The organism is Aquabacterium sp. G14 (assembly GCF_037482285.1).
Classification (GTDB): domain Bacteria; phylum Pseudomonadota; class Gammaproteobacteria; order Burkholderiales; family Burkholderiaceae_C; genus Aquabacterium.
In genome coordinates this window covers 61,116-86,486 of record NZ_JBBEYB010000012.1, presented here as the reverse complement: position 1 = coordinate 86,486, position 25,371 = coordinate 61,116, and the positions used below count along the sequence as shown (strand labels likewise).

Genomic DNA, 25,371 nt, shown 5'->3' with positions numbered 1-25,371 from the left:
GGGCTCAGACCAAGCCTTGCTTGCTGGCCAGCACCGCGGCTTCGGCCCGGCTCGACACGTTGAGCTTCTTGTAGATGGACTTGATGTGGTCGTTCACGGTGAACCACTTGATGCCCATCAGCGAGGCGATTTCCTTGATCGTGAAGCCCTTGCTCAGGTAGGTCAGCACCTCGCTCTCGCGCGGGGTGAGTTGCTCGTGATCGGGCTCGACATGGGCTTGTGCGCTGCCACTGACCGTGTGCGTCAAGCCGGACGACGTGTGACCATCACCGGCACGGAAGTGATGCAGCAAGCGCCGTGCAATGGCCGGAGACAAGGGAGGTTGGCCGCGCACGATCTTTTGCAGCTCTTCGACCAGCACCTCGAAACGGTCTTCCTTGAGCAGGTAACCATCGGCACCAAACTGCAGGGCGGGGAACAGGTGCTCGTCGTCGGAGTACAGCGTGGTGACGATGCGGGTGGCCGGGTAGCCGCTCAGGTCGCGCAGCAGTTCCAGCCCGCTGCCGTCGGGCAGCTCCAGGTCGAGCAAGATGAGCTGAAAGGAAGGCGCCGTCGCGGCCGCTGGTGCACCTTTCACGGTGCTCAGGCCCAGCTCGCGCCGGGCCGACGCCAGGTCGCCCGCTTCCACGATGGTGCCCACGTCGCTGAAGCTTTCGCTCACGACGCGGCACAGAAAGCCCCGGGCCACCGGATTGTCTTCAAGAATCAGAACCTTGACGGTCATGTCGTTCCTCCCCTTGCCCGCCTCTGCGGGGCCGGGTGTGTTGTGGTCCACACTATATATTGGTTGTCCGCTCCTCCTACAATCCTCCCATGCGAATCCTGATTGCGAACGACGACGGTTACCTGGCGCCCGGCATTGCCGCGCTGGTAGAGGCTTGCCAAGGCCTGGGCGAGGTCGATGTCTTTGCGCCCGAGCGCAATGCCAGCGGCACCTCCAACGCCCTGACCCTGCACCAGCCCCTGAGCCTGCACACGGCGGCCAATGGCTTTCGCTATGTCAGCGGCACGCCGTCTGACAGCGTTCACCTGGCGCTCACGGCGGGTCTGATTCCCAAGCCCGATCTGGTGTTGTCCGGCATCAACAACGGTGCCAACATGGGCGACGACACTTTGTATTCAGGCACGGTGGCCGCTGCGACCGAGGGCTACCTGTTCGGCATCCCGGCCATTGCGTTTTCGCTGGTCGACAAGGGGTGGGCGCATCTGGATGTGGCCGCGCGTGTCGCTCGTCGCGTCATTGAGCAGGTGCTGGCGCAGCCGCCAGCGGGCCATCCGTGGCTGCTCAACGTCAACATTCCCTCCACCGCCGAGGCCGACAGCGCGCCTTGGGCGATCACCCGCCTGGGCCGCCGCCACGCCAGCTTCCCCGCCGTGGCGCAGGCCAATCCGCGCGGCGACCTGTTTTATTGGATCGGCCCGGCCGGTGAAGCCCGCGAAGATGGCGAAGGCACCGACTTCCATGCCATCCGTCAGGGCCAGGTGTCCATCACCCCGCTGAAGGTGGACATGACCGATCACCAGCACCTGCCCACCTGGCAGCGTTGGTTGGAGCCGCGGTGAGCATGCCCCCCTCCGATCGCAAGCCGCGGCGTTTCCCGCTGCAGCTCGATCAGGTGGCTTCCCCCCGAAGTGGTGGGGCACGAACTCCCATTGGCAGCACGCCCGCACCGCGGGTGTCCCGAGAAATCTTGCGACCGCAAGCGCCCTTGCATCTGGCCGAGCGTGATCGCCAGCGCCAAGCCACCCCGCAGGGCTTGGGCCTGGATTCCGCCCAGGTGAGGTTGCGCATGGTGCAGCGCCTGCAGGCCGACGGCATCAGCCATCCCGGCGTGCTGCAGGCCTTCGCCACCGTGCCGCGTCATCTGTTCGTGGACACGGCCTTGGTCAACCAGGCCTACGAAGACACGAGCCTGCCCATCGGGCTGGGCCAGACCATCTCCAAACCCTCGGTCGTGGCGGCCATGATCCAGCTGCTGTGCGTGCGTCCTGGTCTGCCCAGGTCGGACATGCCGGGGGCTCCGACGAACACCAAGCCGCTGGGCAACTGCCTTGAGATTGGCACCGGCTGCGGCTACCAGGCCGCGTTGCTGGGCCACCTCGCGCGCCGCGTGGTGTCCATCGAGCGCCTGCGTGACCTGCATCTCAAGGCGCGCGGTAACCTGGAGCAGCTCCGCGCCGTCTTGCCAGCCTGGCCTGACGTGCGTTTGGTGTATGGTGACGGCATGATCGGTCACGCGCCTGCAGCGCCTTACGACACCATCATTGCCGCCGCAGGTGGCTCGGCCTTGCCGCAAGCCTGGCTGGATCAGCTCGCGCCTGGCGGTCGCCTGGTGGCCCCCACCGAAGACGAACGCGGTGGGCAGGTGCTTGTCATTGTCGACCGCCTGCCCGATGGCCGATTCCAGCAGACCCGAGCGGGTGCAGTTTTGTTCGTCCCCCTAAAATCGGGCACCACCTGATGTTTTGACAAGCCGAGGCCCCCTGGCCTCTGGCACGACGATTGGTCTCATGCAGCACATCACACCTTCTTTCCGCTTGGCCGCCTCGGTGGCCGTTGTGGCCATCCTGGCCGGCTGCGCATCGCCTACCCACCGTGCCCCGGTGGAGGAGCGCGCCAGCAGCAGCGTGCAGCCGCAGCGTCAGCTTCCCGGCGCTGAGAACGCTGGCAAGCCGGGCTACTACACCATCAAACCTGGCGACACCCTGATCCGCATCGGCCTGGAAACGGGCCAGAGCTGGCGTGACATCGCCGCCTGGAACAACATCGAGAACCCGAATCGCATCGAAGTGGGTCAGGTCGTGCGCATCGTGCCGCCGGTGGGTGAAAACGCCCCCGCAGCGGTGGCCGCGGCGAGCACCGGTGGCATCCCGGCAGCCAAGCCGGTCACCAGCGCCCGCATCGAGCCTCGACCGGTGGACGGCAAACCGGCACCGGCCGCCTCTGCTCCTGCGGCGGCGGCCACGGGCGCCAGTGCCGCCCCTGTGGCGACTGCCCCCGACACCCCCCGCGCCGACGTAAAGTCGGGTGACGAGCCCGCCTGGATCTGGCCCGCCAACGGCCCCACCATTGCCCAGTTCGAAGAAGGCAAGCGCAAGGGCCTGGTCATCGGCGGCAAGGCTGGCGACCCGGTCGTGGCTGCCGGTGACGGCCGCGTGGTCTACGCCGGCTCAGGCCTGCGCGGCTACGGCAACCTCATCATCATCAAGCACGGTGGGGACTACCTGACCGCTTACGCCCACAACCAGGCGCTGCTGGTCAAGGAAGACCAAGCCGTGCGCAAGGGCCAGAAGATCGCCGAAATGGGCGCCACCGACGCCGACCGCGTCCAGCTGCATTTCGAGATCCGCAAGCAAGGCAAGCCGATCGACCCGGCGCGTCAGCTGCCGTCGCGCTGACCCCGAAAGAATAGGCCTCAGTCCTGAGACAATCGGGGGATGAGTGATGCATCCCCCGTTTCTGTTTCTGGCGACGCCGCCGAGCCGGTCGTGGCCCCAGTCCCTCCCCACCTGGAGTGGCTGAAAGTCGAATCCCTGGACCTGGAAGCGCAGGGCGTGGCCCACCGCGCCGACGGCAAGGTGGTGTTCATCGAAGACGCGCTGCCCGGTGAAGAGGTGCGCGTCAGCGTGACCCGCCGCAAGAACAACTGGGAACAGGCCACGATGACCGATCGTCGTCGCGACAGCTCCCAGCGCGTCGAGCCCGGCTGTACCTATTTCGGCCTGTGTGGCGGCTGCAAGATGCAGCACTTCCATGCCAGTGCCCAGGTGGCCGTCAAGCAGCGCGTGCTCGAAGACAATCTCTGGCACCTCGGCAAGGTCAAGCCCGAAACCCTGCTGCGCCCCATTGAAGGTCCGGCCTGGGGCTACCGCTACCGCGCCCGCCTGTCGGTGCGCTATGTAGCCAAGAAGGGCACCGTGCTGGTCGGCTTCCACGAGCGCAAGTCGCGCTATGTGGCCGACATGAAGACCTGCGAGATCCTGCCCCCGCACGTGAGCCGTCTGTTGGTGCCGCTGCGCGAGCTGATCGCGGGCATGGATCAGCGCGATCGCCTGCCGCAGATCGAAGTGGCCGTGGGCACCCAGATCACCGTGCTGGTCCTGCGCCACCTCGAGCCGCTCACCGCCGCCGACACGCAACGTCTCAAGGACTTTGCGGTGAAGCACAGCCCCGCCGAGGGCGGCCAGACGGCCATCTCGTGGTGGCTGCAGCCCAAGGGCCCGGATACCGTGCACCCGCTGGACGAGTCCCTGCCCAAGCTGGACTACACCCTGCCTGAGTTCGGCATCACCATGCCGTTCAAGCCGACCGACTTCACCCAGGTCAACCACGCCATCAACCAGGTGCTGGTGGGCCGGGCGTTGCGCCTGCTGGGCGTGCAGAAAGACGAGCGCGTCATCGACTGGTTCTGTGGCCTGGGCAACTTCACCCTGCCGCTGGCCACCCAGGCCCGCGAGGTGCTGGGCATCGAAGGCAGCGAAACCCTGGTGGCCCGTTCGCGTGAGAACGCGCTGGCCAACGGCGTGCCCGACAAGACCAGCTTCGTGGCCCGCAACCTGTTTGAGATCACCCCGCAGGAGCTGGCCGGCTATGGTCATGCCGAGAAGTGGCTGATCGACCCCCCGCGTGAGGGCGCCTTTGCCCTGGCCAAGGCCGTGGCCGACCTGCATCAGGACCCGACCCTGGTGCCCGACTGGGTGCCGCCCAAGCGCATCGTTTACGTCAGCTGCAGCCCCGGCACCCTGGCCCGCGACGCCGGCCTGCTGGTGCACCAGGCGGGCTACCGCTGCGTGGCGGCCGGCGCGGTCAACATGTTCCCGCACACGGCTCACGTCGAAAGCATGGCCGTGTTCGAGCGCGACTGAACGCTGTCGTCCGCGCACGGGGGCTGTGTGCCCACCGCGCGCCCATGAAAAAAGCCGAGGCAGTGACCTCGGCTTTTTGTTGGGGCCCCTTGAGCGGCCGTCAGGAGACCGCAGGGCGCGTGACCGTGAGTGTCACAGCACCTCGGAGGCAAAGTCCGCCAGACGCGAGCGCTCGCCACGGGCCAGGGTCACGTGGCCACCGTGCGGCCAACCCTTGAACTTGTCCACCGCATAGGTCAGGCCCGAGCTGCCTTCGGTCAGGTAAGGCGTGTCGATCTGGGCCAGGTTACCCAGGCAGACGATCTTGGTGCCGGGGCCGGCGCGGGTGATCAGCGTCTTCATCTGCTTGGGCGTCAGGTTCTGCGCCTCGTCGATGATGACGAACTTGTTCAAGAAGGTGCGCCCGCGCATGAAGTTCAGGCTCTTGATCTTGATCTTGCTGCGCACCAGCTCCGAGGTGGCCGCGCGGCCCCACTCACCGGCCGTGCTGTCGCCACGCGCCAGCACTTCCAGGTTGTCGTCCAGCGCGCCCATCCACGGCGACATCTTTTCTTCTTCCGTGCCTGGCAGGAAGCCGATGTCATCGCCCACCGGCACCGTCACGCGGGTGACGATGATCTCGGTGTAGCGGCGCTCGTCGAGCACCTGGCTCAAGGCGGCGGCCAGCGTGATCAGGGTCTTGCCGGTGCCAGCCGAGCCGGTCAGCGTCACGAAGTCGCATTCCGGGTCCAGCAGCAGGTTCAGTGCGAAGTTCTGTTCGCGGTTGCGGGCGGTCACGCCCCAGGCCGAGTGTTTGCTGTTGGTGTAGTCCTTGACAGTGCGCAGCACGGCGTTCTTGCCTGTGATCTCGATGACCTTGCCGTACCAGGGCGTGGCGCCCGGGCTTTCAAGGTAAACGAACTGGTTGACCATCAGCGTGGGCACAGCTGGGCCGGTGATGCGGTAGAAGGTCGCGCCACCTTGCTGCCAGCTCTCCATGCCCTTGGCATGGCGCTCCCAGAAGTCGGCGGGCAGGGCCTGCACACCGGTGTAGAGCAGGTCGCCGTCTTCCAGCGTCTTGTCGTTGAAATAGTCTTCTGCGGTCAGGCCCAGTGCGCGAGCCTTGATGCGCATGTTGATGTCTTTGGACACCAGCACGACTTCGCGGCCATGGTGCTGCGTGCGCAGCGCCTGGACCACGCCCAGGATCTGGTTGTCGGCCTTGCCCTGAGGCAGACCAATGGGCAACTCCACCGCCAGTCCGGTGGTCTGGAAGTACAGCTTGCCCTTGGCCTCGACGTGGCCGGTCTTGGCCAGCTCGATGCCGGCGGCCGGGTCCACCTGCTGGCGGGTGCTCAGGTCGGTGGCCAGGGCGTCGAGTTCGCGGCTGACCTGGCGGGCGTTGCGCGCCACTTCGGTCATGCCCTTCTTGTGCCCGTCCAGCTCTTCGAGCGTGATCATCGGCAGGTAGACGTCGTGCTCGTCAAAGCGGAACAGCGACATCGGGTCGTGCAGCAGCACGTTGGTGTCGAGCACGAAGAGCTTGGCCGGACCACCCACATCGCGCTTGCGGCGCACGCTGGGGCCGGGGTAGCTTGCGGCGGGGGCCGTCGGCGCGGGCGTTGCGGGTTTGGCGCTGGCAGCGCCGTTGCCCTTTGCCACCGGGGGGGCGGCGATCACCGGTGCGGCAGCGGCCGGGGCGCTTGCCTTGCGCGCGGGGGTCTTGCGTGCCGGGCGCGCCGCCTCGGTGGCCGGGGCGGCGACGGCGGTCACGGGCGGGGCGACCACAGCCTGGGCCGCCACCGGCGTCTCGGCGGCAGGGCTGCGGCGGGTGCTGCCTGCGCGACTGGCCTTGGACGCGGCAGAGCCGGCGGGTGACGAGGCGGTTTTGGCGGCCTTGGGCTGCGATGCGAAGTCCACATCGGTCAGCATGTCAGCGCGTTTGGTGGGCGGCTTGGGCAGGGGCATGTGGCAGTCCGTGGCGAAGGTTCAGAAACAAAAAAGCCGCACAGGGCAATGTGCGGCCTTGATGGGGGCGATCAGGCAGGGGTGCGGAGCGCACGCGGCAGATCGGGGGGAAGGCGGGTGACCGAGTTGCAAAAAGCTCAGGTTCATGAAATTCATTATGCACACTCTGGGGCGCCAGCCGAGGCTGGGGAGGCGCCGGGGGTGTTTTGTCCGAGTCACGCAACACTTGCCACCCAAGCCCAGGGGGCGTTCAGGCAAGAAAAAAGCGCCCCGCAGGGCGCTGTGGCTCGGTTGCCCCTGAGGGCAAACCTGCAGGATCAGGCAGCTTCCTGCGTGAGGCCTTGGACAGCTTGCAGCACTTCGTCCACGTGACCTGCCACCTTCAAGCCGCGCCATTCCGCGCGCAGCAGGCCGTCCGGGCCGATCAGGAAGGTCGAGCGCTCGATGCCCTTGACCTTCTTGCCGTACATGATCTTGTTCTTGACCACGCCGAACATGTGGCAGAGCTTTTCTTCGGTGTCAGCGATCAGCTCGAAGGGCAGCTCCAGGTTCTGTTTGAACTTGTCGTGCGAGGCCAGGTTGTCGCGAGAAACGCCGAACACCACGGCACCAGCCTTGACGAATTCCTTGTGCTTGTCGCGGAATTGCATGGCTTCGGTCGTGCATCCTGGGGTGTGGTCCTTCGGGTAGAAGTACAGCACCACGGTCTGTCCGACAAAGCTCTGGGGGGTGAACTTCACGCCGCCTGTGGCGAGCGCTTCGAATTCCGGCAAAGGTTTGTTGAGGGCGGGTGTCATGTTGTAGTGATCAGCTGCCTGCGTGAAAAGTAGCCCTCAATTATAAAGTACTGCACCATTGCTGCTTGTAAAGTCACCCGTTAGGGCTAACCGTCGCCTGTTTGACAGATGCAATCAGGCGTGCACCAGCAGTGCAGCCATCACGCGACGCCCCTCGGCGGCCAGCACGTTGAAGGTGCGGCAGGCCGCCGCCGTGTCCATGGTTTCAACGCCGATGCGGGCAGCCATCAGGCTGCGCAGCAGGGACGGATGCGGAAAACGCAGCTTCGGTCCGCTGCCGAAAATCACCACTTCGGGGGCCGCGGCGACGATGTCGGCAAAGTGGGCTTCCTGCAGTTCATCGATGGAGGCCACCGGCCAGGCCTGGACCGGGCCCACATGGGCCACCAGGATGCTGTGTGCGTAGCTCTCGCCGTTGACCGAGATGGCCTCGGCGGAGCAGGCGTTGATCACGTTCACGCCTTCGGCGCGGTCAGCATGCAGTTTCATGGTGGCAATGGCTTGGCAAAGCCCGCGCTCGCGGTGCGAAGCGGGGCGCCCGGGAGTGGGCGGGTGTGGTTAAATTCTAGCTTTCCCCCATTTCGTCCGCTGTGGAGCCCGTTTTGAAACCCATCGCCAAATCCAGCAAACTTGCCAACGTCTGTTATGACATCCGTGGGCCCGTGCTGGAAAAGGCGCGCCAGATGGAGGAAGACGGCCACAAGATCATCAAGCTGAACATTGGCAACCTGGCCGTGTTCGGGCTGGAGCCGCCGGACGAGATCGTGCAGGACATGATCCGCAATCTGGCTGGCGCGGCCGGTTACACCGATTCCAAGGGCCTGTTCGCCCCGCGCAAGTCGGTGGTGCATTACTGCCAGGAAAAGGGCATCCAGGGCGTCACGGTCGATGACGTTTACCTGGGCAATGGCGCCTCTGAGCTGATCGTGATGGCGCTCAACGCCCTACTGAACGAAGGCGACGAGGTGCTGCTGCCCGCACCCGACTACCCCCTGTACACCGCGGCCGTGTCGCTGTCCGGTGGGCGTCCGGTCCACTACATCTGCGACGAGCAGGCTGACTGGAACCCCGACATCGCCGACATCCGCGCCAAGATCACGCCGCGCACCAAGGCCATCGTCGTCATCAACCCGAACAACCCGACCGGCGCGCTTTACCCAGAAAGCCTGCTGAAAGAGATCATCCAGGTCGCCCGTGAGCATCAGCTCATCGTGCTGGCCGACGAGATCTACGACAAGACCCTGTTCGACGGTAACACGCACACCTCGATGGCCTCGCTGGCCGACGACGTGCTGTTCCTGACCTTCAACGGCCTGAGCAAGAACTACCGTTCGTGCGGCTACCGCGCAGGCTGGATGGTGGTGTCGGGCGAGAAACGCCATGCCAAGGACTACATCGAGGGCCTGAACATGCTGGCCTCGATGCGCCTGTGCGCCAACACACCGGGCCAGCTCGCGATCCAGACCGCCCTGGGCGGTTACCAGAGCATCAAGGACCTGGTCGCGCCCACCGGCCGCCTGTGCAAGCAGCGCGACCTGGCCTATGAGCTGCTCAACAAGATCCCAGGTGTGAGCGTGGTCAAGCCCAAGGGCGCGCTCTACATGTTCCCGCGCCTCGATCCCAAGATGTACCCCATCGCCGACGACCAGCAGTTTGCCTACGAGCTGCTGGCCGAAGAAAAGGTGCTGATCGTGCAGGGCACCGGCTTTAACTGGCCGCATCCCGACCACTTCCGCCTGGTCTTCCTGCCCAACAGCGACGATCTGGCCGAGGCCATTGGCCGCATCGCGCGCTTCCTGGAAGGCTATCGCAAGCGCCACGGCACGGCCGCGGCCTGAGTCGACACCTGAGCAGCGCCCCCCATTTCCCTATTTTGAACACGTCACGCCGCCCACAAGGTGGCGCGCACCGAGAGAAGAGAATCCTATGAGCCAAGAACAACTGCGTCCTGTCAAAGTCGGCCTGCTGGGCATCGGCACGGTCGGTGGTGGCACCTTCACGGTGCTGAGCCGCAACCAGGAAGAGATCCGCCGACGTGCGGGCCGTGGCATCGAGATTGCCATGGTGGCCGACCTCAACACCGAGCGCGCCAAGGAAGTGGTGGGCGACGCAGCCCAGGTTGTGGCCGATGCGCGCGCCGTGATCGCCAACCCAGAGATCGACGTGGTGGTGGAGCTGATTGGCGGCTACGGCATCGCCAAGGCCCTGGTGCTGGAAGCGATTGCCGCTGGCAAGCACGTGGTCACCGCCAACAAGGCCCTGCTCGCCGTGCATGGCACCGAAATCTTTGCCGCCGCCCGCGACAAGGGCGTGATGGTGGCTTTCGAAGCCGCTGTGGCCGGTGGCATTCCCATCATCAAGGCCCTGCGTGAAGGCCTGACGGCCAACCAGATCCAGTGGGTGGCCGGCATCATCAACGGCACCACCAACTTCATCCTGTCCGAAATGCGTGACAAGGGCCTGGACTTCGACGTGGTGTTGAAGGAAGCCCAACGCCTGGGTTACGCCGAAGCCGATCCTACCTTCGACATCGAAGGCGTGGACGCCGCCCACAAGGCCACACTGCTGAGCGCCATCGCCTTTGGCGTGCCCGTGCAGTTCGACAAGGCCCACGTGGAAGGCATCACCAAGCTGTCGGCCACCGACATCAAGTACGCCGAGCAACTGGGCTACCGCATCAAGCTGCTGGGCATTGCCCGCCGCCAGGCCGACGGCATCGAGCTGCGCACCCACCCGACCCTGGTGCCGATGCGTCGCCTGATCGCCAACGTCGAAGGCGCGATGAACGCCGTGCTGGTGCAAGGTGATGCCGTGGGCACGACCATGTACTACGGCAAGGGCGCGGGCTCCGAGCCAACCGCTTCGGCCGTGATCGCCGACCTGGTGGACATCGCCCGCCAGATCGACGCACCCGCAGGTTCGCGCGTGCCGGCGCTGGGCTTCCAGTCCAACCAGCTGTCCACCCTGCCGATCCTCCCGATCGAAGAAGTGGTCACTTCCTTCTACCTGCGCCTGCGCGTGGCCGATCAGACCGGCGTGCTGGCCAAGCTCACCGGCATCCTGGCCGAGCAGGGCATCAGCATCGACGCTGTCATCCAGCGTGAGGCCGACGAGGTCAGCGGTGAAGGCGGCAACCAGACCGACCTGATGATCCTGACGCACGACACCAAGGAAGGCGCGATGAACAAGGCGCTGGCTGCCATGCAGGCCCTGCCGACCGTGCTGGCGCCGATCGTCAAGCTGCGCAAGGAAGAGCTGGCCTGACATGGCCCACCCCCTACGCGCTTCGCGCGCCCCCTCAAGGGGGCGACACCAGCAGACCGGCAAAGCCGGATCTGCGGTGTCCGCTGGATCGCGTTCGCAAGCACAAGCATCCTGAACCCAAGCGGTGGTGGCAGGTTGTGGAGACCAAGACATGAAATACATCAGTACACGCGGCGACAAGGCCGAGCGCCACTTCTGCGAGATCCTGCTGGAAGGCCTGGCCCCCGATGGCGGGCTCTACCTGCCGGTGAGCTATCCGAAGGTGGACGACGCCACGCTGACGAAGTGGCGCGGCCTGAGCTATGCCGAGCTGGCTTTTGAGGTGCTGTCGCTCTACATCGACGATATCCCCGCCGCCGACCTCAAGGACATCACCGCCCGCACCTACAACAAGTCGGTCTACGGTTTTGACGAGATCACGCCCCTGAAGCCGCTGGAGCCGGGGCTGGCGCTGGAAGCCCTGTCCAACGGCCCCACGCTGGCCTTCAAGGACATGGCCATGCAGTTGCTGGGCAACCTGTTCGAGTACGAACTGGGGCGCCGTGGCGAGCAGCTCAACATCCTGGGTGCCACCTCGGGTGACACGGGCAGTGCCGCCGAATACGCCATGCGTGGCAAGAAGGGTGTGCGCGTTTTCATGCTGTCGCCGCACGGCCGCATGAGCGCCTTCCAGCAGGCCCAGATGTTCAGCCTGCAGGACCCCAACATCCACAACCTGGCCGTGGAAGGCGTGTTCGACGATGCGCAAGACATCGTCAAGGCCGTCTCCAACGACCTGGAGTTCAAGCGCAAGTACAAGATCGGCACGGTCAACTCGATCAACTGGGCCCGCCTGCTGGCCCAGGTCGTGTACTACTTCGCTGGCTACTTCTACGCCACCAAGTCGAACGCCGAGAAGGTCAGCTTCACGGTGCCGTCGGGCAACTTCGGCAACGTCTGCGCCGGCCACGTGGCCCGCATGATGGGCCTGCCCATCGACCAACTGGTCGTGGCCACCAACGAGAACAACGTGCTCGACGAGTTCTTCCGCACCGGCAGCTACCGCGTGCGCGGCAGCGCCGAGACGTATGAAACTTCGTCGCCCTCGATGGACATCTCCAAGGCGTCCAACTTCGAGCGCTTCGTCTTCGACCTGCTGGGGCGTGACGGTGCGCGCGTGAAGGCGCTGTTCAAGGATGCCATCGAGCAACAGGGCGAGTTCCACCTGTCGGCCGACGAGTTCGCCAAGGTGCCGGGCTACGGTTTCGTCTCGGGCACGAGCAAGCACAGCGACCGCCTGGCCACCATCAAGGACACCTTCGAGCGTTTCGGCGTGATGATCGACACCCACACGGCCGACGGCCTGAAGGTGGCGCGCGAGCACGTCAAGCCCGGTGTGACCATGCTGGTGCTGGAAACGGCTCTGGCAGCCAAGTTCGCCGAGACCATCGTCGAAGCCACGGGTCGTCAACCCGAGCGTCCGCACTGGATCAAGGGTCTGGACGGCCTGGAAGACCTGCCCAAGCGCTTTGTGGTGGTGCCTAACAGCACCCAGACGGTGAAGGACTACATCGTCCAGCACTGCAACGACTGAGCGCGCGTTTCACCTCGCGTTCGGTTTTCCGGTTCTCTGCAGGAGTGGCGCCATGGCGGCTGCGTTCAAACCCTTGATGCCGCTGGACGAGGCCTGGTCTCGTCTGCATGCGGCGGTGGTCGAGCACCTGGGGCAGACGCCCCGCTCGACCGACGTCGTTGACAGCTTTGACGCCCTGGGGCGTGTGCTGGCCGAGGATCTGGTGTCGACGGTGGACGTGCCGCCGGTGGACAACAGCGCCATGGACGGCTATGCCGTGCGCTCGGCCGACCTGCCGCTGGCGGGTCAGTCTGACGCCGATGTGGCTGCCGTGAGCCTGCCGCAAGGCCAGCGCATTGCCGCTGGTCAGGTGGGGGCCACGTTGCAGCCACGTACCTGTGCGCGCATCTTCACCGGTGCGCCCGTGCCCGAGGGCGCCGATGCCGTCGTCATGCAGGAGCACACGGCGGTCGACGCGGCCACCGGCTCGGTGCATTTCAAAGAGGCCATCCAGGCTGGTCAGAACATCCGTCGCCGAGGCGAAGATATTGCTCAGGGCCAGACGGTGCTGCATGCCGGTGTTCGCCTGACGCCGGCGGGGCTGGGCGTCGCCGCTTCGGTGGGCGCCGCCTCCCTGAAGGTGTTTCGCCGCCCCAAGGTGGGCGTGCTGACCACCGGCAATGAACTGGTGATGCCGGGCGAGCCCCTGCCTCCGGGCGCCATCTACAACAGCAACCGCCACACGCTGCGCGGTCTGGTGCAGGCGACGGGCGCCCAGGCGTGCGACCTGGGTGTGGTGCCGGACGAGCTGGCTGCCACCCGTGCCGCCTTGCGCGCGGCCGCCGAACAGCACGATCTCATCATCACCAGCGGCGGCGTGTCGGTGGGCGAAGAAGACCACCTGCGCAATGCCGTGCTGGCCGAAGGCGGCCTGGATTTCTGGGCCCTGGCCATCAAGCCGGGCAAGCCCTTCGTGTTCGGCTGGATCAACCGAGCCGATGGCAGCCGCGCCCTCTACATGGGTCTGCCAGGTAACCCGGTTGCCAGCTTCGTGACCTTCCTGCTGCTGGTGCGTCCGGTGCTGGGCCTGCTGGCCGGCGAGGGCTGGCACCTGCCGCAGGCCGTGTCCCTGGTCGCCGATTTCAGCTGGCCCAAGCCCGACAAGCGTCGCGAGTTCCTGCGCGCGCGCCTGGACGCGCAGGGCAGGGTGGTGCTGCACCCGCACCAGGGCTCGGGCGTGCTCAGTTCGGCCGCGTGGGCCGAGGGCGTGGTGGACCTGCCTTCGGGCACCATCGTTCGACCGGGCGATGCCGTGAATTTCATTTCCATGGCAGAGTTGGTGCAACCTTCCATCTCTGCCCGCCAACCCTGAGCGCGGGCTTGGCACCATGAGCATCACCGTCCGTTATTTCGCTGCTGTGCGCGAGCAACTTGGTTCTTCTGAAACCCTGTCTTGGGCCGACACTGGCGCCCGCACCGTGGGTGAGTTGCGCCAATGGCTGATCGGCCGCTCGGCCGCCCATGCCGCGGCGCTGGACCTGGGCAAGGGCCTGCGCACGGCCTGCAACCAGACGCTGTGTGGTGCCGATCAGGCGGTTCAGGACGGCGACGAAGTGGCCTTCTTCCCCCCGGTCACAGGCGGCTGAGATGAGCGAACACGACACGGCCCTGCAAGACGCCTTGGCCTGCGTGCGCGTGGGCCCCGAAGACTTTGACTTGGGTGCCGAGGTCGCCGCCTTGCGCGGTCACGATCCGCAAGTGGGCGCCGTGGTCAGCTTCGTGGGCACCGTGCGCGAGTGGGCGCAAGTCGCATCCGGTAGCGAGCCGGCGATCATGGAGCTGGAGCACTACCCCGGCATGACCGAGCGCAGCATCGCCGAGCTGATCGTCGAGGCGCGTCGGCGCTTCAATGTCCGCGGCGTCAAGGTCATCCACCGCGTCGGCCCCTTGGCCGTGTGCGACCAGATCGTGCTGGTGGTGGTCAGCTCGGCCCACCGGGGCGAGGCCTTCCAGTGCGCCGAGTTCCTGATGGATTGGCTCAAGACCCAGGCGCCGTTCTGGAAGAAGGAGTCAGCCGGGGGTGAAAGCCGCTGGGTGGATGCGCGCGTGAGCGATGATCAGGCGGCGGCGCGCTGGGGCGGTTTGAAAGCGCCGCCGAATGTGGCGTCAAGCTGAGTCCCCACAGACCTGAGTTTGGATGCATGTGGCCCATTGATGTCTTCACCTGTTATGGCGCGGCCGGTGCTGGCTCCTTGGTGGGCTTGGGCCTGATTTCGCAGATCCGCACCGATCAGAACCGCGTGCGCAGTGCCTTGGATCTCTACCGCTGGGCCTTCTGCTGTCTGAGCATGCTTTTGTGGGTCGTGCTGAGCCCGGATGCCTGGCGCCCGCTCGTCACGCAGGTGGCCATCGGCTTTGCAGCCGCTGGCGTGACGTTGCTCGCCTGGGCGTTTCGGCAGCTCAACGGACGGCGGACGCCGCCGCGTGTCGGGTGGGCTTTCACCGCTGCCGCGGCGCTGGTGCTGTGGGGCATGGCCACTTGGGGCTCGGAGACGGCCTACGTCCAGGCCATTGCCTGGGTCTTTGCCGTGGTCAGCCTGGGCATGGCAATCGACCAGGGTTGGTTGATCCTGCGCAGCCCGCGCATCCAGCCCAGCGAGTTGAGCCTGCTGGTGGTGGCCGCGGTGTTTGCCTTGATCTGGTTGATCACGCTGGCGCACTCGGTGGGGGCCGACGGCGGCCCTTACCCTGCCCATTGGCTTTATGCGCCAGACTGGCTTCTGCCGATCACGTCTCTCGGTTTTGCGGTGCTGCCCCTGTCGGTGGCGGCGGTGGTGTTCGCCATCATCAACCAGCGACTCAACCAGCAGTTGCGCAACCGGGCCCTGTCTGACGACCTGACCGGCGCCTTGTCGCGGCGTGGTCTGCGGGAGCTGGGTGAGCGCATGCTGTCCATGCAGGCTCACCAGCCCACCTCGGTGGCGGTGCTGATGATGGACGTGGACCACTTCAAGGCGGTCAACGACCAGTATGGTCACCAGGTGGGCGACGACGTGCTGCGCCAGGTCACCCAACTCACGCGCGAGCGCTTGCGCGACGACGCCTTGCTGGCCCGCTACGGCGGCGAGGAGTTCACGGTCTTGCTGCCGGTGCGCAGCCACCTGGAGGCCAGCGCCGTGGCCGAACGCCTGCGCCAGATGCTGGCACTCACCCCCTGCGAAACGCGCGGTGGGCCGGTGACCATCACCGTCAGCATCGGTGTGGCCTTCCATCAGCCTGATCGCACGCTGGAGGATGTTCTGGCCCAGGCGGACGCCTGTCTGTACGAGGCCAAGCAGGCGGGACGCAACCGGGTGGTCACCGCCCGACCCGACGCCTGACACCACCTGAGCAGGCTTGATCTGGCGCAAGCGGATCGAGGCCTGAGGGTCGATCCCCTTGAAATGTCACCGGATCGCCCTATCTTCATGAGCAATCGGCGCCGATCTCCGGGGCCACAGGAGTGCTCATGCGACTCGACAAACTCACACAAACGTTTCAGGAAGCGCTGACCGAGGCCCAAAGCCTGGCAGTGACACGCGACAACCCCTACATCGAACCGGCCCACATCCTGCTGGCCATGCTGCAGCAGGACGATGGTCCCAAAGCTTTGCTGGAGCGCGCCGGCGTCAAGGTCGGCCCCCTGGCCGCGGCTTTGACCAAGCAGATCGACAAACTGCCCCAGGTGCAAGGCAGCGAGCAGGTGCAAGCCGGCCGCGACACCATCAGCCTGCTGCAGGGCGCCGAGAAAGAAGCCCACAAGCAGGGCGACAACTACATCGCCAGCGAGATGTTCCTGCTGGCCCTGGCCGACCACAAGGGTGAAACGGGTGAGCTGGCCCGCGACCACGGCCTGACTCGCAAATCCCTGGAAGCGGCCGTGAAAGCCGTGCGTGGAGACCAGAAAGTGGACAACCCGGAAGCCGAAGGCCAGCGTGAATCGCTGAAAAAGTACACCCTGGACCTGACCGAGCGCGCCCGCCAGGGCAAGCTCGACCCGGTGATCGGCCGCGACGAGGAAATCCGACGCGCCATCCAGGTGCTGCAACGCCGCTCCAAGAATAACCCCGTACTGATCGGTGAGCCCGGCGTGGGCAAGACCGCCATCGTCGAAGGACTGGCGCAGCGCATCGTGGCTGGCGAAGTGCCCGATTCGCTCAAGAACAAGCGCGTGCTGGTGCTGGACATGGCCCTGCTGCTGGCCGGTGCCAAGTACCGTGGTGATTTCGAAGAGCGCCTCAAGGGCGTGCTGAAAGAGGTCGCCAAGGACGAAGGCCAGACCATCATGTTCATCGACGAGATCCACACCATGGTTGGTGCGGGCAAGGCCGATGGCGCGATGGACGCCGGCAACATGCTCAAGCCCGCCCTGGCTCGCGGCGAACTGCACTGCATCGGTGCGACCACGCTGGACGAGTACCGCAAGTACATCGAGAAAGACGCCGCCCTGGAGCGCCGTTTCCAGAAGATCCTCGTGGGCGAGCCCACCGTCGAGGCCACCATCGCCATCCTCCGCGGCCTGCAGGAAAAGTACGAGGTGCACCACGGCGTGGACATCACCGACCCGGCCATCGTGGCGGCTGCCGAACTGTCCAACCGCTACATCACCGACCGCTTCCTGCCCGACAAGGCCATCGACCTGATCGACGAGGCCGCGGCCAAGATCAAGATCGAGCTGGACTCCAAGCCCGAGGTGATGGACCGCCTCGACCGCCGCATGATCCAGCTGCAGATCGAGCGCGAGGCCGTCAAGCGTGAGAAGGACGAGGCTTCGGTCAAGCGCTTCGAGCTGCTCAACGAAGAGATCGCCAAGCTGCAAAAGGAAATTGCCGACCTGGACGAGATCTGGAAAGCCGAGAAGGCCCAGGCCCAGGGCAGCCAGAGCGTGCGCGAAGAGATCGACAAGCTGCGTCAGCAGATCGAAGAGCTCACCCGCAAGGGCGACTTCAACAAGGTGGCCGAGCTGCAATACGGCAAGCTGCCCGAATTGGAAAAGCGCCTGAAGGACGCCCAGGAGAAGGAAAGCGCCAAGGGCAAGGCGGGCAAGAACGGCGAAGGCCGTCCGCAGCTGCTGCGCACCCAGGTGGGCGCCGAAGAGATTGCCGAAGTCGTGGCGCGTGCCACCGGCATTCCCGTGTCCAAGCTGATGCAGGGCGAACGCGACAAGCTGCTGTCCATGGAAGACAAGCTGCATGAGCGGGTCGTGGGTCAACAGGAGGCCATCGTGGCGGTATCGGACGCCATCCGCCGCTCTCGCGCCGGCCTGTCTGACCCCAACCGGCCGTACGGCTCCTTCCTGTTCCTGGGCCCCACCGGCGTGGGCAAGACCGAGCTGTGCAAGGCGCTGGCTGGCTTCCTGTTCGACAGCGAAGACCACCTGATCCGCATCGACATGAGCGAGTTCATGGAGAAGCACTCGGTGAGCCGCCTGATCGGTGCGCCTCCGGGCTATGTGGGTTACGAAGAAGGCGGCACGCTGACCGAAGCGGTGCGTCGCAAGCCTTACAGCGTGGTCCTGCTCGACGAGGTGGAGAAGGCGCACCCGGACGTGTTCAACGTGCTGCTGCAGGTGCTCGACGATGGTCGCCTGACCGACGGCCAGGGCCGCACCGTGGACTTCAAGAACACCGTGATCGTGATGACCTCGAACCTGGGCTCGCACCACATCATGCAGATGGCCGGCCAGCCTGCCGAGGACATCAAGGACGCGGTGTGGGTGGAGGTCAAGCAGCACTTCCGCCCCGAGTTCCTGAACCGGATCGACGAGGTGGTGGTGTTCCACGCCCTGGATCAGGCGCACATTGCGTCGATTGCCAAGATTCAGCTCAAGGGCTTGGAAGGTCGTCTGGCGCAGATGGAGATGGAGCTTGATGTCTCGCCCGAGGCGCTGGCCGAACTGGCCAAGGTCGGCTTCGATCCGGTGTTCGGGGCCCGTCCGCTCAAGCGCGCCATCCAGCAGCGCATCGAGAACCCGGTGGCCAAGCTCATCCTGCAAGGCAAGTTCGGCCCCAAGGATGTGATCCCGGTGCAGGTCAGCGCCGACGGCGAATTCCAGTTCGACCGCGTGGTGCATTGAGCCTGACCGGCTGACGCGCCCGGTGATCCTCCCGTGTTTGGGGGGAAAACCGGGCGTGTCGCCTATTGTTCCGGCATCTCCCCCAGGGTGCGGGCACACTTTCGGGCAAACCATTACTCCCGGGAGTTACACCGATGCTTGTCTCGCGTCTCGCTGCTGCCTGCGTTCTCAGCGTTGTCTCTGCCTCCGCCATGGCTGGCTCGTACTCGCTGGCCCAGGTGGGTGACCTCACTTTCACGCTGATCGACCTGGACCCCACTGACGGCATCGACCCCTCCTACACGCTGCTGGCCTTGCAGGCAGGCAGTTTTTCTTCGGTGTCTGCCACGGCGAATGACACCGCACAAGGCTGGTCCGAATCTGAGTCGCGCAGCCGGAACTTGTCGTTCTATCCTCTCGATGCCACGGCCGAGGCCGGTGGCGCCTCGGCACAGGCGCAGGTAAGGCCTGATGCGGTGTCCGCCAGCGGCGTGGCCAACGGTCCCGGTACCAGTTACAACGCGGCGGCATCTTCGGGTGGGAACGGCTATTACTACTACGCAGGCTATGGCATCGAGCTGTCGGCGCGCAGTGCGCTCGTTGTTTCGGCCACCGCCAGCGCTCAAACTTGGGCGGGCAATGCCACGTGTACGACCGGCGGCATCAGCTACTACTACGGCTCATGCGGCAGCGAAGCGGCCTCGGCTTCCGCTTCTTTGAATTTGAGCTACAGCTACAGCAGCGGGACCACATCGACCCAGTACAGCTTCGCCGATCAGGTGATGGCCTCGTCCAGTGCAGCGGGCACTTATGGTTACCAGTACGACCCCTACTACGGCTATCGCTATGTGGCGCTGCCCGGTGTGGACCAGGGGCAGGACAACAGCCGGGTGCTGACCGCCGTCTTCACCAACAGCTCGGACGTGTTCCAGAACGCTTCGCTGGGCTTGGCGGCGTCGGTGCAAGGCTCCGCCACCACCATGGTGCCCGAGCCCTCGACGTTGGCCATGCAGGCTTTGGGGCTGGCTGGCATCGCTGGGCTGGTCGCCCGTCGCCGCCGCGCGCGGAGTCGTCAGGCCTGACCATCTCGTCGGGTGGGTTGGATGTCATCGCCCCTTTCGAGGGGCGATTGTCATGGTGCCGCCGATGGGGCGCACCTGGAACTGTTCGGCCGACAGGTGCTGGGCCTGCAAGGCGACGGCCAGATCGCGCGGCGGTTGATCCAGTGGCTCGTCGGTCAACTGGAAGGTGCCCCAGTGCACTGCCAGCGCCTGCTTGCAGCCCAGGTCCTGAAAGATCTGTACCGATTCTTCGGGGTTCAAATGCTGGTCCTTCATGAACCAGCGCGGCTCGTAGGCGCCAATGGGCAGCAGGGCCAGATCGAATCCGCCGCCGTGCTCCGGCGTCTGCGCGCGCGCGAAGTGCTGGCGGATGTCGGCGAAGTCCTTCGAGTACGCCGTGTCGCCCGCGAAGAAAACGTGGCAGTCGGGCGAGAGCACGGCAAAGCCACCCCACAGGCTGCGCAAGGCATCGCGCGTGGTCCGGGCAGACCAGTGCTGCGCTGGCGTGAGCACCACCGGCATGCGCAGCGAGCGCTCAGATGAGGGCAGCACATGCTCGTCCCACCAGTCGAGCTCGACCACATGGTGGATGCCGCGGCGCGCAAACCAATGCTTGTGACCGAGCGGCGTGATGAACAGCGGTGCGCCCCCAGCTTGCTGTGACAGCGCCACCAGTGAGGCCTCGTCCATGTGGTCATAGTGGTTGTGCGACAGCAGCACCACGTCGATGTGGGGCAGCTGATCCAGGCGCAAGCCCGGTGGGGTCTGGCGCTGCGGGCCGGCCCATTGCACCGGAAAGCAGCGCTCCGAGAACACCGGGTCGGTCAGCAGGTTCAGCCCCCCGATCTGCAGCAGCACCGTGATGTGCCCGATCCAGGTGGCCGCCGGCTGCATGGCCAGGCCCGCCTGGGCATTGGCATGGATGAAGGCCAGATCCGGTTCGACCACGGGGATCGGCGTTTGCAACGGGTGAGGGTGCCCGGCCCGCCAGGCCTGCCAGCGCCACCGCAAGATTTCGTGCCAACGCTTGCCCCGGAACGACTGGTAGTTGTTCTGAAAACCGTCGGGCCGATGGTGCTTCTTCGCCGGGTTGTAGTACGGGTTCTTCATCGCAACGGGTCACGTGGGCGCAAGCGGGTACAAGAAAGCCCCGGCAGGCGTCACCTGGCGGGGCTGTGTAGACCCGGCGATGCGCGCCGGGTTCACTGGGTGTCCAACCTGAATCAGGCCACCGACACCGGGATCTTTCCGATCTTGGCCTGCCAGACCTTCGGCCCTTCGATGTGGGCGCTGGTGCCGCCGCTGTCCACGGCCACGGTCACGGGCATGTCGACCACGTCGAACTCGTAGATGGCTTCCATGCCCAGGTCTTCAAAGCCCACCACCTTGGCGTGCTTGATGGCCTTGGACACCAGGTAGGCGGCGCCACCCACGGCCATCAGGTAAGCCGACTTGTGCTTTTTGATGGACTCGATGGCGACGGGGCCACGCTCGGCCTTGCCGATCATGGAGATGAGGCCGGTCTTCTCCAGCATCATGTCGGTGAACTTGTCCATGCGGGTGGCGGTGGTGGGGCCAGCCGGGCCGACCACTTCGTCGCGCACCGGATCGACCGGGCCCACGTAGTAGATGACGCGGTTGGTGAAGTCCACGGGCAGCTTCTCGCCCTTGGCCAGCATGTCCTGGATGCGCTTGTGCGCGGCGTCGCGGCCGGTCAGCATCTTGCCGTTGAGCAGCAGGGTCTGGCCGGGCTTCCATGAGGCCACTTCTTCCTTGGTCAGCGTGTTCAGGTCGATGCGCTTGGACTTGTTGTAGTCCGGCGCCCAGTGCACGTCAGGCCACAGGTCCAGGCTCGGCGGCGTCAGGTAGGACGGGCCCGAGCCATCGAGCACGAAGTGGGCGTGGCGGGTGGCCGCGCAGTTCGGGATCATGGCAATCGGCTTGGAAGCGGCGTGCGTCGGATAGGTCTTGATCTTGACGTCCAGCACGGTGGTCAGGCCGCCCAGGCCTTGGGCGCCAATGCCCAGGGCGTTGACCTTCTCGTACAGCTCGATGCGCAGCTCTTCCAGCTTGTTCTGGGGGCCGCGAGCCAGCAGCTCGTACATGTCGATGTCGTCCATCAACGATTCCTTGGCCAGCAGGGCCGCCTTTTCAGCGGTACCGCCCACGCCAATGCCCAGCATCCCGGGCGGGCACCAGCCAGCGCCCATGGTCGGCACGGTCTTGAGCACCCAGTCGACGATGTTGTCGGACGGGTTCAGCATGTAGACCTTGGACTTGTTCTCGGAGCCGCCGCCCTTGGCCGCCACGGTCACGTCCACGGTGTCACCGGGCACCACGTCCATGAAGACCACGGCCGGGGTGTTGTCCTTGGTGTTCTTGCGCTCGAAGATGGGGTCGGACAGCACCGACGCACGCAGCTTGTTGTCCGGGTTGTTGTAACCGCGGCGCACGCCTTCGTCCACGGCATCCTGGATGCTGTGGGAGCCGAAGCCTTCCCACTTCACGTTCATCCCGATCTTCAGGAAGACGTTGACGATGCCGGTGTCCTGGCAGATCGGGCGACGGCCCTCGGCGCTCATGCGCGAGTTGGTCAGGATCTGCGCGATCGCATCCTTGGCCGCCGGGCTTTCTTCGCGCTCGTAGGCACGCGCCAGATGGGCGATGTAGTCGGCCGGGTGGTAGTAACTGATGTATTGCAGCGCGGCTGCGACACTTTCAACGAGATCGTCGTAGCGAATGGTCGTCATGTCAGGGCCTTTGTGGGGCAGTGGGGTGTGGGGTAGGGCAAAACAACAGCTGATTTTACTGCGATGGGCCGTCTTGTCAGGGGCTCAGGAGAATGGGCTGACCGAATGCCCAGGCTTGAACGGGGAGGGATGAACAGGCGTGCCTACAATCCCCCCTCGACTTTCTGACATGCCTCCATGGACTTACTGCTTCTGACGGTCTTGCTGCCCCTGCTGTTGGGCACCTTGGCCTGTTTCGGCCTCGGCAAGCTTTCCTGGGCGAATGGCCGCGCTCTGACGGCGCTGGCAGCAGGTGGTGTGACCCTGGCTGCCCTGCTGTGCCTGTTGTCGATGGCGCCCCAGGTGTTGGCCGGCCAGACCCTGCTGGTGCAGTACCCCTGGGCGCCCGATCTGGGCCTGCAACTGGGCTTCCGCCTGGACGGGCTGGCCTTGATGTTCGGTTTGCTGATCACCGGCATCGGGCTGCTGATCGTGACCTATGCGCACCGTTATTTGGGGCCCGATGACTCGGCGGGCAAGCTTTACACCCTGCTGATGCTGTTCATGGCGGCCATGCTGGGCGTGGTCCTGTCCGACAACCTGCTCCTGCTGGTGGTGTTCTGGGAGCTGACGAGCATTTCTTCCTTCCTGCTGGTGGGCTACTGGGGCCATCGCGCGGACGCCCGCACGGGCGCGCGCATGGCCCTGGCGATCACCGGGGGCGGCGGGCTGGCGCTGCTGGCCGGCGTCATCGTTCTGGGGCAGATTGCGGGCACGTTTGACCTGAGTGGCATGCTGGACCAGGGCGAGCGCATCCGGGCGCACGCGCATTTCCCGCTGGCCCTCATCCTGATCCTGCTGGGTTGTTTCACCAAGAGCGCGCAGTGGCCCTTCCATTTCTGGCTTCCCGATGCCATGGCCGCGCCCACCCCGGTGTCGGCCTACCTGCACTCGGCCACCATGGTCAAGGCGGGGGTGTTCCTGCTGGCGCGCCTGTACCCGGTGCTGGGCGGCTCCGGCCTGTTCGAGGTGATCGTTTCGGGCACGGGTCTGCTGACGCTGGCCTTTGCGGCCTATGTGGCGGTGTTCCGGCACGACCTCAAGGGCCTGCTGGCCTATTCCACCATCAGCCACCTGGGCTTGATCACCTTCCTGATCGGCCTGGCCTCGCCCTTGTCGGCGGTGGCGGCGGTGTTCCACATCCTCAACCACGCCACCTTCAAGGCCGCGCTGTTCATGACGGCGGGCATCATCGACCACGAAACCGGCACCCGCGACATGCGTCGCCTGGGCGGGCTGATGAGCCTGCTGCCCTGGACCGGGACCCTGGGCATCGTGGCGGCGGCGGCGATGGCCGGCATCCCGCTCACCAACGGCTTCCTCTCCAAGGAGATGTTCTTTGGCGAGGCCTTGACGGCCCAGTTCGGCGGGACCTGGTTCAACGGCACCTGGGTGGCCGTGGTGGCCACGCTGGCGGGCGCCTGCTCGGTGGCCTATTCGCTGCGCTTCGTGCACGATGTGTTTTTCAACGGTCCGGTGCAAGATCTGCCTCACCCGCACCCGCACGATCCGCCCTGGCTGATGCGCCTGCCGGTGCTGCTGCTGGTGCTCGTGGCCTTGGCGGTGGGGCTGTTCCCGGCCCACACCCTCGGTCCCCTGGTCGATGTGGCGGCCCGCGCGGTGCTGGGCGGCTCGCCCCCGCCGTATCACCTGGCCTTGTGGCACGGTTTCAATGTGCCTTTGCTGATGAGCGGGTTGGCGTTGTTGGGGGGCGTGGTCTTTTACGTGGGGCTGCAGCGGCACTGGAAGCTGCACCTGCACCATCCGCGTGGCTGGACGGGGCGTCTGTTTTTCAACCAGTTGCTCAATGGTCTGATCCGCGGCGCACAGGCCCTCATCCGCCTCACCGACATCGGCTCCTTGCAGCGCCATGTGGCCTGGATGCTGGTGAGCGTCATCGTGGTGGCGGCCTGGCCCTTCATCGAGACCTCCTTGCCGCTGGCCGCCGGGCAGCGCACCTTGTTGCCCGCGCCGGCGTCTGCGGTGGCGGTGTGGGCGATCCTGTTGGTGGGCAGCGCCACCCTGGTGCTGGGGCACCGAGACCGCTTCAAGGCCGTCTTGCTGACCGGCGTGGTCGGCATGGTCACGGCGTTGACTTTCCTGGCCCTGTCGGCACCTGATCTGGCCTTGACACAGCTGTCGGTCGAGGTCGTCTCCACGGTGATCATGCTGATGGGCCTGGCCTTGCTGCCCGCGCGCACGCCGCGCGAGTCGTCTGGCGGGCGCCGGCTGCGCGACGCCACGCTGGCCTCGGTGGCCGGTCTGGGTGTCGCCTTCCTGTGCTGGATGGTGCTGACGCGCGACCACGATGCGATCTCCTGGTACTTCCTGGCGCAATCGCTGCCGGGCGGTGGCGGCACCAACGTGGTCAACGTGACGCTGGTGGACTTCCGTGGCTACGACACCTACGGCGAGATCACGGTGTTGGGCATCGCGGGCGTGGGCGTGCTGGCCATGCTCGATGGCTTCAAGGTGCGCCGTCCTGCGCAGGACGAGGGTGGACGTCCCTGGTCCTTTGCCCGCCAGCCGCTGCTCTTGCGCGTGGCGGCACGTCTCATCTTGCCGATGGCCTTGGTGGCCTCGCTCTACATCTACTGGCGGGGGCACAACCTGCCGGGTGGCGGTTTCATTGCCGGCTTGATCACGGCCGTGGCGCTGGTGTTGCAGTACATGGCGCAGGGGCAGGAGCGGGCCGAGGCCCTGCTCCACGGGGCGCAAGGGCGCCGCTTCACCCGCTGGATTGGCTCGGGCCTGGCCATTGCCGGTCTGACGGGCATGGGCGCCTGGTTGTGGGGACGCAACTTCCTCACCAGCGCGCATGGTCATCCGCATGTGCCGGTGTTCGGTGAACTGCCGCTGGCCAGCGCGGCGCTGTTTGATCTGGGGGTCTACATCACGGTGGTGGGTGCCACGATGTTGACCCTGTCCGTGCTGGGGCATGCCAGCAAGGATGGGCGGGGCGCTGCGGCGCTCCCTGAGGGGAGTCGTGCATGACGGTGAG

At 65.6% G+C, this 25,371-nt stretch carries 20 protein-coding genes; 14 read left to right on the top strand and 6 right to left on the bottom strand.

Features of this window, described 5'->3' with window-relative positions; all coding sequences use genetic code 11:
* Nucleotides 1–4: 4 nt before the first annotated feature.
* Entirely contained in the window at nt 5–724 is a 720-nt protein-coding gene (locus WIT60_RS13090; RefSeq protein ID WP_339584343.1) for a response regulator transcription factor, read from the bottom strand.
* Between the two features lie 89 nt (nt 725–813).
* Between WIT60_RS13090 and surE the strand changes: the two genes are divergently transcribed.
* Genes surE through rlmD form a run of 4 tightly spaced genes read left to right on the top strand, consistent with a single transcriptional unit; the run spans nt 814 to nt 4,866 of the window.
* Nucleotides 814–1,563 (top strand): 5'/3'-nucleotidase SurE, encoded by a 750-nt coding sequence (gene surE / locus WIT60_RS13085; RefSeq protein ID WP_339584342.1) that lies wholly within the window; start codon nt 814–816, stop codon nt 1,561–1,563.
* Between the two features lie 2 nt (nt 1,564–1,565).
* A complete protein-coding gene (locus WIT60_RS13080; RefSeq protein WP_339584341.1) occupies nt 1,566–2,462 on the top strand; it encodes a protein-L-isoaspartate O-methyltransferase family protein in 897 nt (298 codons plus the stop codon).
* Between the two features lie 49 nt (nt 2,463–2,511).
* Nucleotides 2,512–3,399, top strand: coding sequence for a peptidoglycan DD-metalloendopeptidase family protein (locus WIT60_RS13075; protein ID WP_339584340.1), 888 nt, complete (start codon nt 2,512–2,514; stop codon nt 3,397–3,399).
* Between the two features lie 39 nt (nt 3,400–3,438).
* The gene (gene rlmD / locus WIT60_RS13070; protein WP_339584339.1) at nt 3,439–4,866 is read left to right on the top strand and encodes a 23S rRNA (uracil(1939)-C(5))-methyltransferase RlmD; all 1,428 of its coding nucleotides are present in this window, start codon (nt 3,439–3,441) and stop codon (nt 4,864–4,866) included.
* A gap of 132 nt (nt 4,867–4,998) precedes the next feature.
* Here the strand turns inward: rlmD and WIT60_RS13065 are convergent, their stop codons facing one another.
* The 3 genes from WIT60_RS13065 to WIT60_RS13055 all read right to left on the bottom strand — a co-directional run bounded on the left by WIT60_RS13065 (nt 4,999) and on the right by WIT60_RS13055 (nt 8,099).
* Nucleotides 4,999–6,813 (bottom strand): PhoH family protein, encoded by a 1,815-nt coding sequence (locus tag WIT60_RS13065; RefSeq protein WP_339584338.1) that lies wholly within the window; start codon nt 6,811–6,813, stop codon nt 4,999–5,001.
* 317 nt (nt 6,814–7,130) lie between these two features.
* Nucleotides 7,131–7,610, bottom strand: a complete 480-nt coding sequence (locus WIT60_RS13060) for a peroxiredoxin (protein ID WP_339584337.1) — start codon at nt 7,608–7,610, stop codon at nt 7,131–7,133.
* Between the two features lie 114 nt (nt 7,611–7,724).
* Nucleotides 7,725–8,099 (bottom strand): Mth938-like domain-containing protein, encoded by a 375-nt coding sequence (locus WIT60_RS13055; RefSeq protein ID WP_339584336.1) that lies wholly within the window; start codon nt 8,097–8,099, stop codon nt 7,725–7,727.
* A 113-nt stretch (nt 8,100–8,212) separates the two neighbouring features.
* On the opposite strand from WIT60_RS13055, the gene WIT60_RS13050 reads away from it, so the two are divergent.
* The 9 genes from WIT60_RS13050 to WIT60_RS13010 all read left to right on the top strand — a co-directional run bounded on the left by WIT60_RS13050 (nt 8,213) and on the right by WIT60_RS13010 (nt 19,602).
* Nucleotides 8,213–9,448, top strand: coding sequence for a pyridoxal phosphate-dependent aminotransferase (locus tag WIT60_RS13050; RefSeq protein ID WP_339584335.1), 1,236 nt, complete (start codon nt 8,213–8,215; stop codon nt 9,446–9,448).
* 103 nt (nt 9,449–9,551) lie between these two features.
* On the top strand, nt 9,552–10,874 hold the full coding sequence (locus WIT60_RS13045; protein WP_339584355.1) for a homoserine dehydrogenase: 1,323 nt from the start codon (nt 9,552–9,554) through the stop codon (nt 10,872–10,874).
* 151 nt (nt 10,875–11,025) lie between these two features.
* Entirely contained in the window at nt 11,026–12,447 is a 1,422-nt protein-coding gene (thrC, locus tag WIT60_RS13040; RefSeq protein WP_339584334.1) for a threonine synthase, read from the top strand.
* A gap of 52 nt (nt 12,448–12,499) precedes the next feature.
* A complete protein-coding gene (locus tag WIT60_RS13035; protein WP_339584333.1) occupies nt 12,500–13,798 on the top strand; it encodes a molybdopterin molybdotransferase MoeA in 1,299 nt (432 codons plus the stop codon).
* Between the two features lie 16 nt (nt 13,799–13,814).
* On the top strand, nt 13,815–14,072 hold the full coding sequence (gene moaD / locus WIT60_RS13030) for a molybdopterin converting factor subunit 1 (RefSeq protein WP_339584332.1): 258 nt from the start codon (nt 13,815–13,817) through the stop codon (nt 14,070–14,072).
* Nucleotide 14,073: 1 nt separating this feature from the next.
* Nucleotides 14,074–14,601 (top strand): molybdenum cofactor biosynthesis protein MoaE, encoded by a 528-nt coding sequence (locus WIT60_RS13025; protein WP_339584331.1) that lies wholly within the window; start codon nt 14,074–14,076, stop codon nt 14,599–14,601.
* Nucleotides 14,602–14,627: 26 nt separating this feature from the next.
* Nucleotides 14,628–15,806 carry a GGDEF domain-containing protein gene (locus WIT60_RS13020; protein ID WP_339584330.1) on the top strand — a complete coding sequence of 393 codons (1,179 nt, stop codon included), beginning with the start codon at nt 14,628–14,630 and terminating at the stop codon, nt 15,804–15,806.
* 128 nt (nt 15,807–15,934) lie between these two features.
* Nucleotides 15,935–18,541, top strand: coding sequence for an ATP-dependent chaperone ClpB (gene clpB, locus WIT60_RS13015; protein WP_339584329.1), 2,607 nt, complete (start codon nt 15,935–15,937; stop codon nt 18,539–18,541).
* 134 nt (nt 18,542–18,675) lie between these two features.
* A complete protein-coding gene (locus WIT60_RS13010) occupies nt 18,676–19,602 on the top strand; it encodes a PEP-CTERM sorting domain-containing protein (RefSeq protein WP_339584328.1) in 927 nt (308 codons plus the stop codon).
* A gap of 24 nt (nt 19,603–19,626) precedes the next feature.
* Here WIT60_RS13010 and WIT60_RS13005 read toward each other — a convergent pair whose 3' ends face one another.
* Both WIT60_RS13005 and WIT60_RS13000 read right to left on the bottom strand, forming a co-directional pair.
* The gene (locus WIT60_RS13005; protein ID WP_339584327.1) at nt 19,627–20,691 is read right to left on the bottom strand and encodes an MBL fold metallo-hydrolase; all 1,065 of its coding nucleotides are present in this window, start codon (nt 20,689–20,691) and stop codon (nt 19,627–19,629) included.
* Nucleotides 20,692–20,804: 113 nt separating this feature from the next.
* Nucleotides 20,805–22,331 (bottom strand): fumarate hydratase, encoded by a 1,527-nt coding sequence (locus WIT60_RS13000; protein WP_339584326.1) that lies wholly within the window; start codon nt 22,329–22,331, stop codon nt 20,805–20,807.
* A gap of 177 nt (nt 22,332–22,508) precedes the next feature.
* On the opposite strand from WIT60_RS13000, the gene WIT60_RS12995 reads away from it, so the two are divergent.
* Complete coding sequence (locus WIT60_RS12995) at nt 22,509–25,364, top strand: monovalent cation/H+ antiporter subunit A (RefSeq protein WP_339584325.1); 2,856 nt, start codon at nt 22,509–22,511, stop codon at nt 25,362–25,364.
* Nucleotides 25,365–25,371 lie beyond the last annotated feature (7 nt).

Excerpts from the sequence above, each read along its gene's own strand:
- WIT60_RS13090 (WP_339584343.1), bottom strand. The coding sequence starts at position 724 with ATGACCGTCAAGGTTCTGATTCTTGAAGACAATCCGGTGGCCCGGGGC.
- surE (WP_339584342.1), top strand. The coding sequence starts at position 814 with ATGCGAATCCTGATTGCGAACGACGACGGTTACCTGGCGCCCGGCATT.
- WIT60_RS13080 (WP_339584341.1), top strand. The coding sequence starts at position 1,566 with ATGCCCCCCTCCGATCGCAAGCCGCGGCGTTTCCCGCTGCAGCTCGAT.
- WIT60_RS13075 (WP_339584340.1), top strand. The coding sequence starts at position 2,512 with ATGCAGCACATCACACCTTCTTTCCGCTTGGCCGCCTCGGTGGCCGTT.
- rlmD (WP_339584339.1), top strand. The coding sequence starts at position 3,439 with ATGAGTGATGCATCCCCCGTTTCTGTTTCTGGCGACGCCGCCGAGCCG.
- WIT60_RS13065 (WP_339584338.1), bottom strand. The coding sequence starts at position 6,813 with ATGCCCCTGCCCAAGCCGCCCACCAAACGCGCTGACATGCTGACCGAT.
- WIT60_RS13060 (WP_339584337.1), bottom strand. The coding sequence starts at position 7,610 with ATGACACCCGCCCTCAACAAACCTTTGCCGGAATTCGAAGCGCTCGCC.
- WIT60_RS13055 (WP_339584336.1), bottom strand. The coding sequence starts at position 8,099 with ATGAAACTGCATGCTGACCGCGCCGAAGGCGTGAACGTGATCAACGCC.
- thrC (WP_339584334.1), top strand. The coding sequence starts at position 11,026 with ATGAAATACATCAGTACACGCGGCGACAAGGCCGAGCGCCACTTCTGC.
- WIT60_RS13035 (WP_339584333.1), top strand. The coding sequence starts at position 12,500 with ATGGCGGCTGCGTTCAAACCCTTGATGCCGCTGGACGAGGCCTGGTCT.
- moaD (WP_339584332.1), top strand. The coding sequence starts at position 13,815 with ATGAGCATCACCGTCCGTTATTTCGCTGCTGTGCGCGAGCAACTTGGT.
- WIT60_RS13025 (WP_339584331.1), top strand. The coding sequence starts at position 14,074 with ATGAGCGAACACGACACGGCCCTGCAAGACGCCTTGGCCTGCGTGCGC.
- WIT60_RS13020 (WP_339584330.1), top strand. The coding sequence starts at position 14,628 with ATGTGGCCCATTGATGTCTTCACCTGTTATGGCGCGGCCGGTGCTGGC.
- clpB (WP_339584329.1), top strand. The coding sequence starts at position 15,935 with ATGCGACTCGACAAACTCACACAAACGTTTCAGGAAGCGCTGACCGAG.
- WIT60_RS13010 (WP_339584328.1), top strand. The coding sequence starts at position 18,676 with ATGCTTGTCTCGCGTCTCGCTGCTGCCTGCGTTCTCAGCGTTGTCTCT.
- WIT60_RS13005 (WP_339584327.1), bottom strand. The coding sequence starts at position 20,691 with ATGAAGAACCCGTACTACAACCCGGCGAAGAAGCACCATCGGCCCGAC.
- WIT60_RS13000 (WP_339584326.1), bottom strand. The coding sequence starts at position 22,331 with ATGACGACCATTCGCTACGACGATCTCGTTGAAAGTGTCGCAGCCGCG.
- WIT60_RS12995 (WP_339584325.1), top strand. The coding sequence starts at position 22,509 with ATGGACTTACTGCTTCTGACGGTCTTGCTGCCCCTGCTGTTGGGCACC.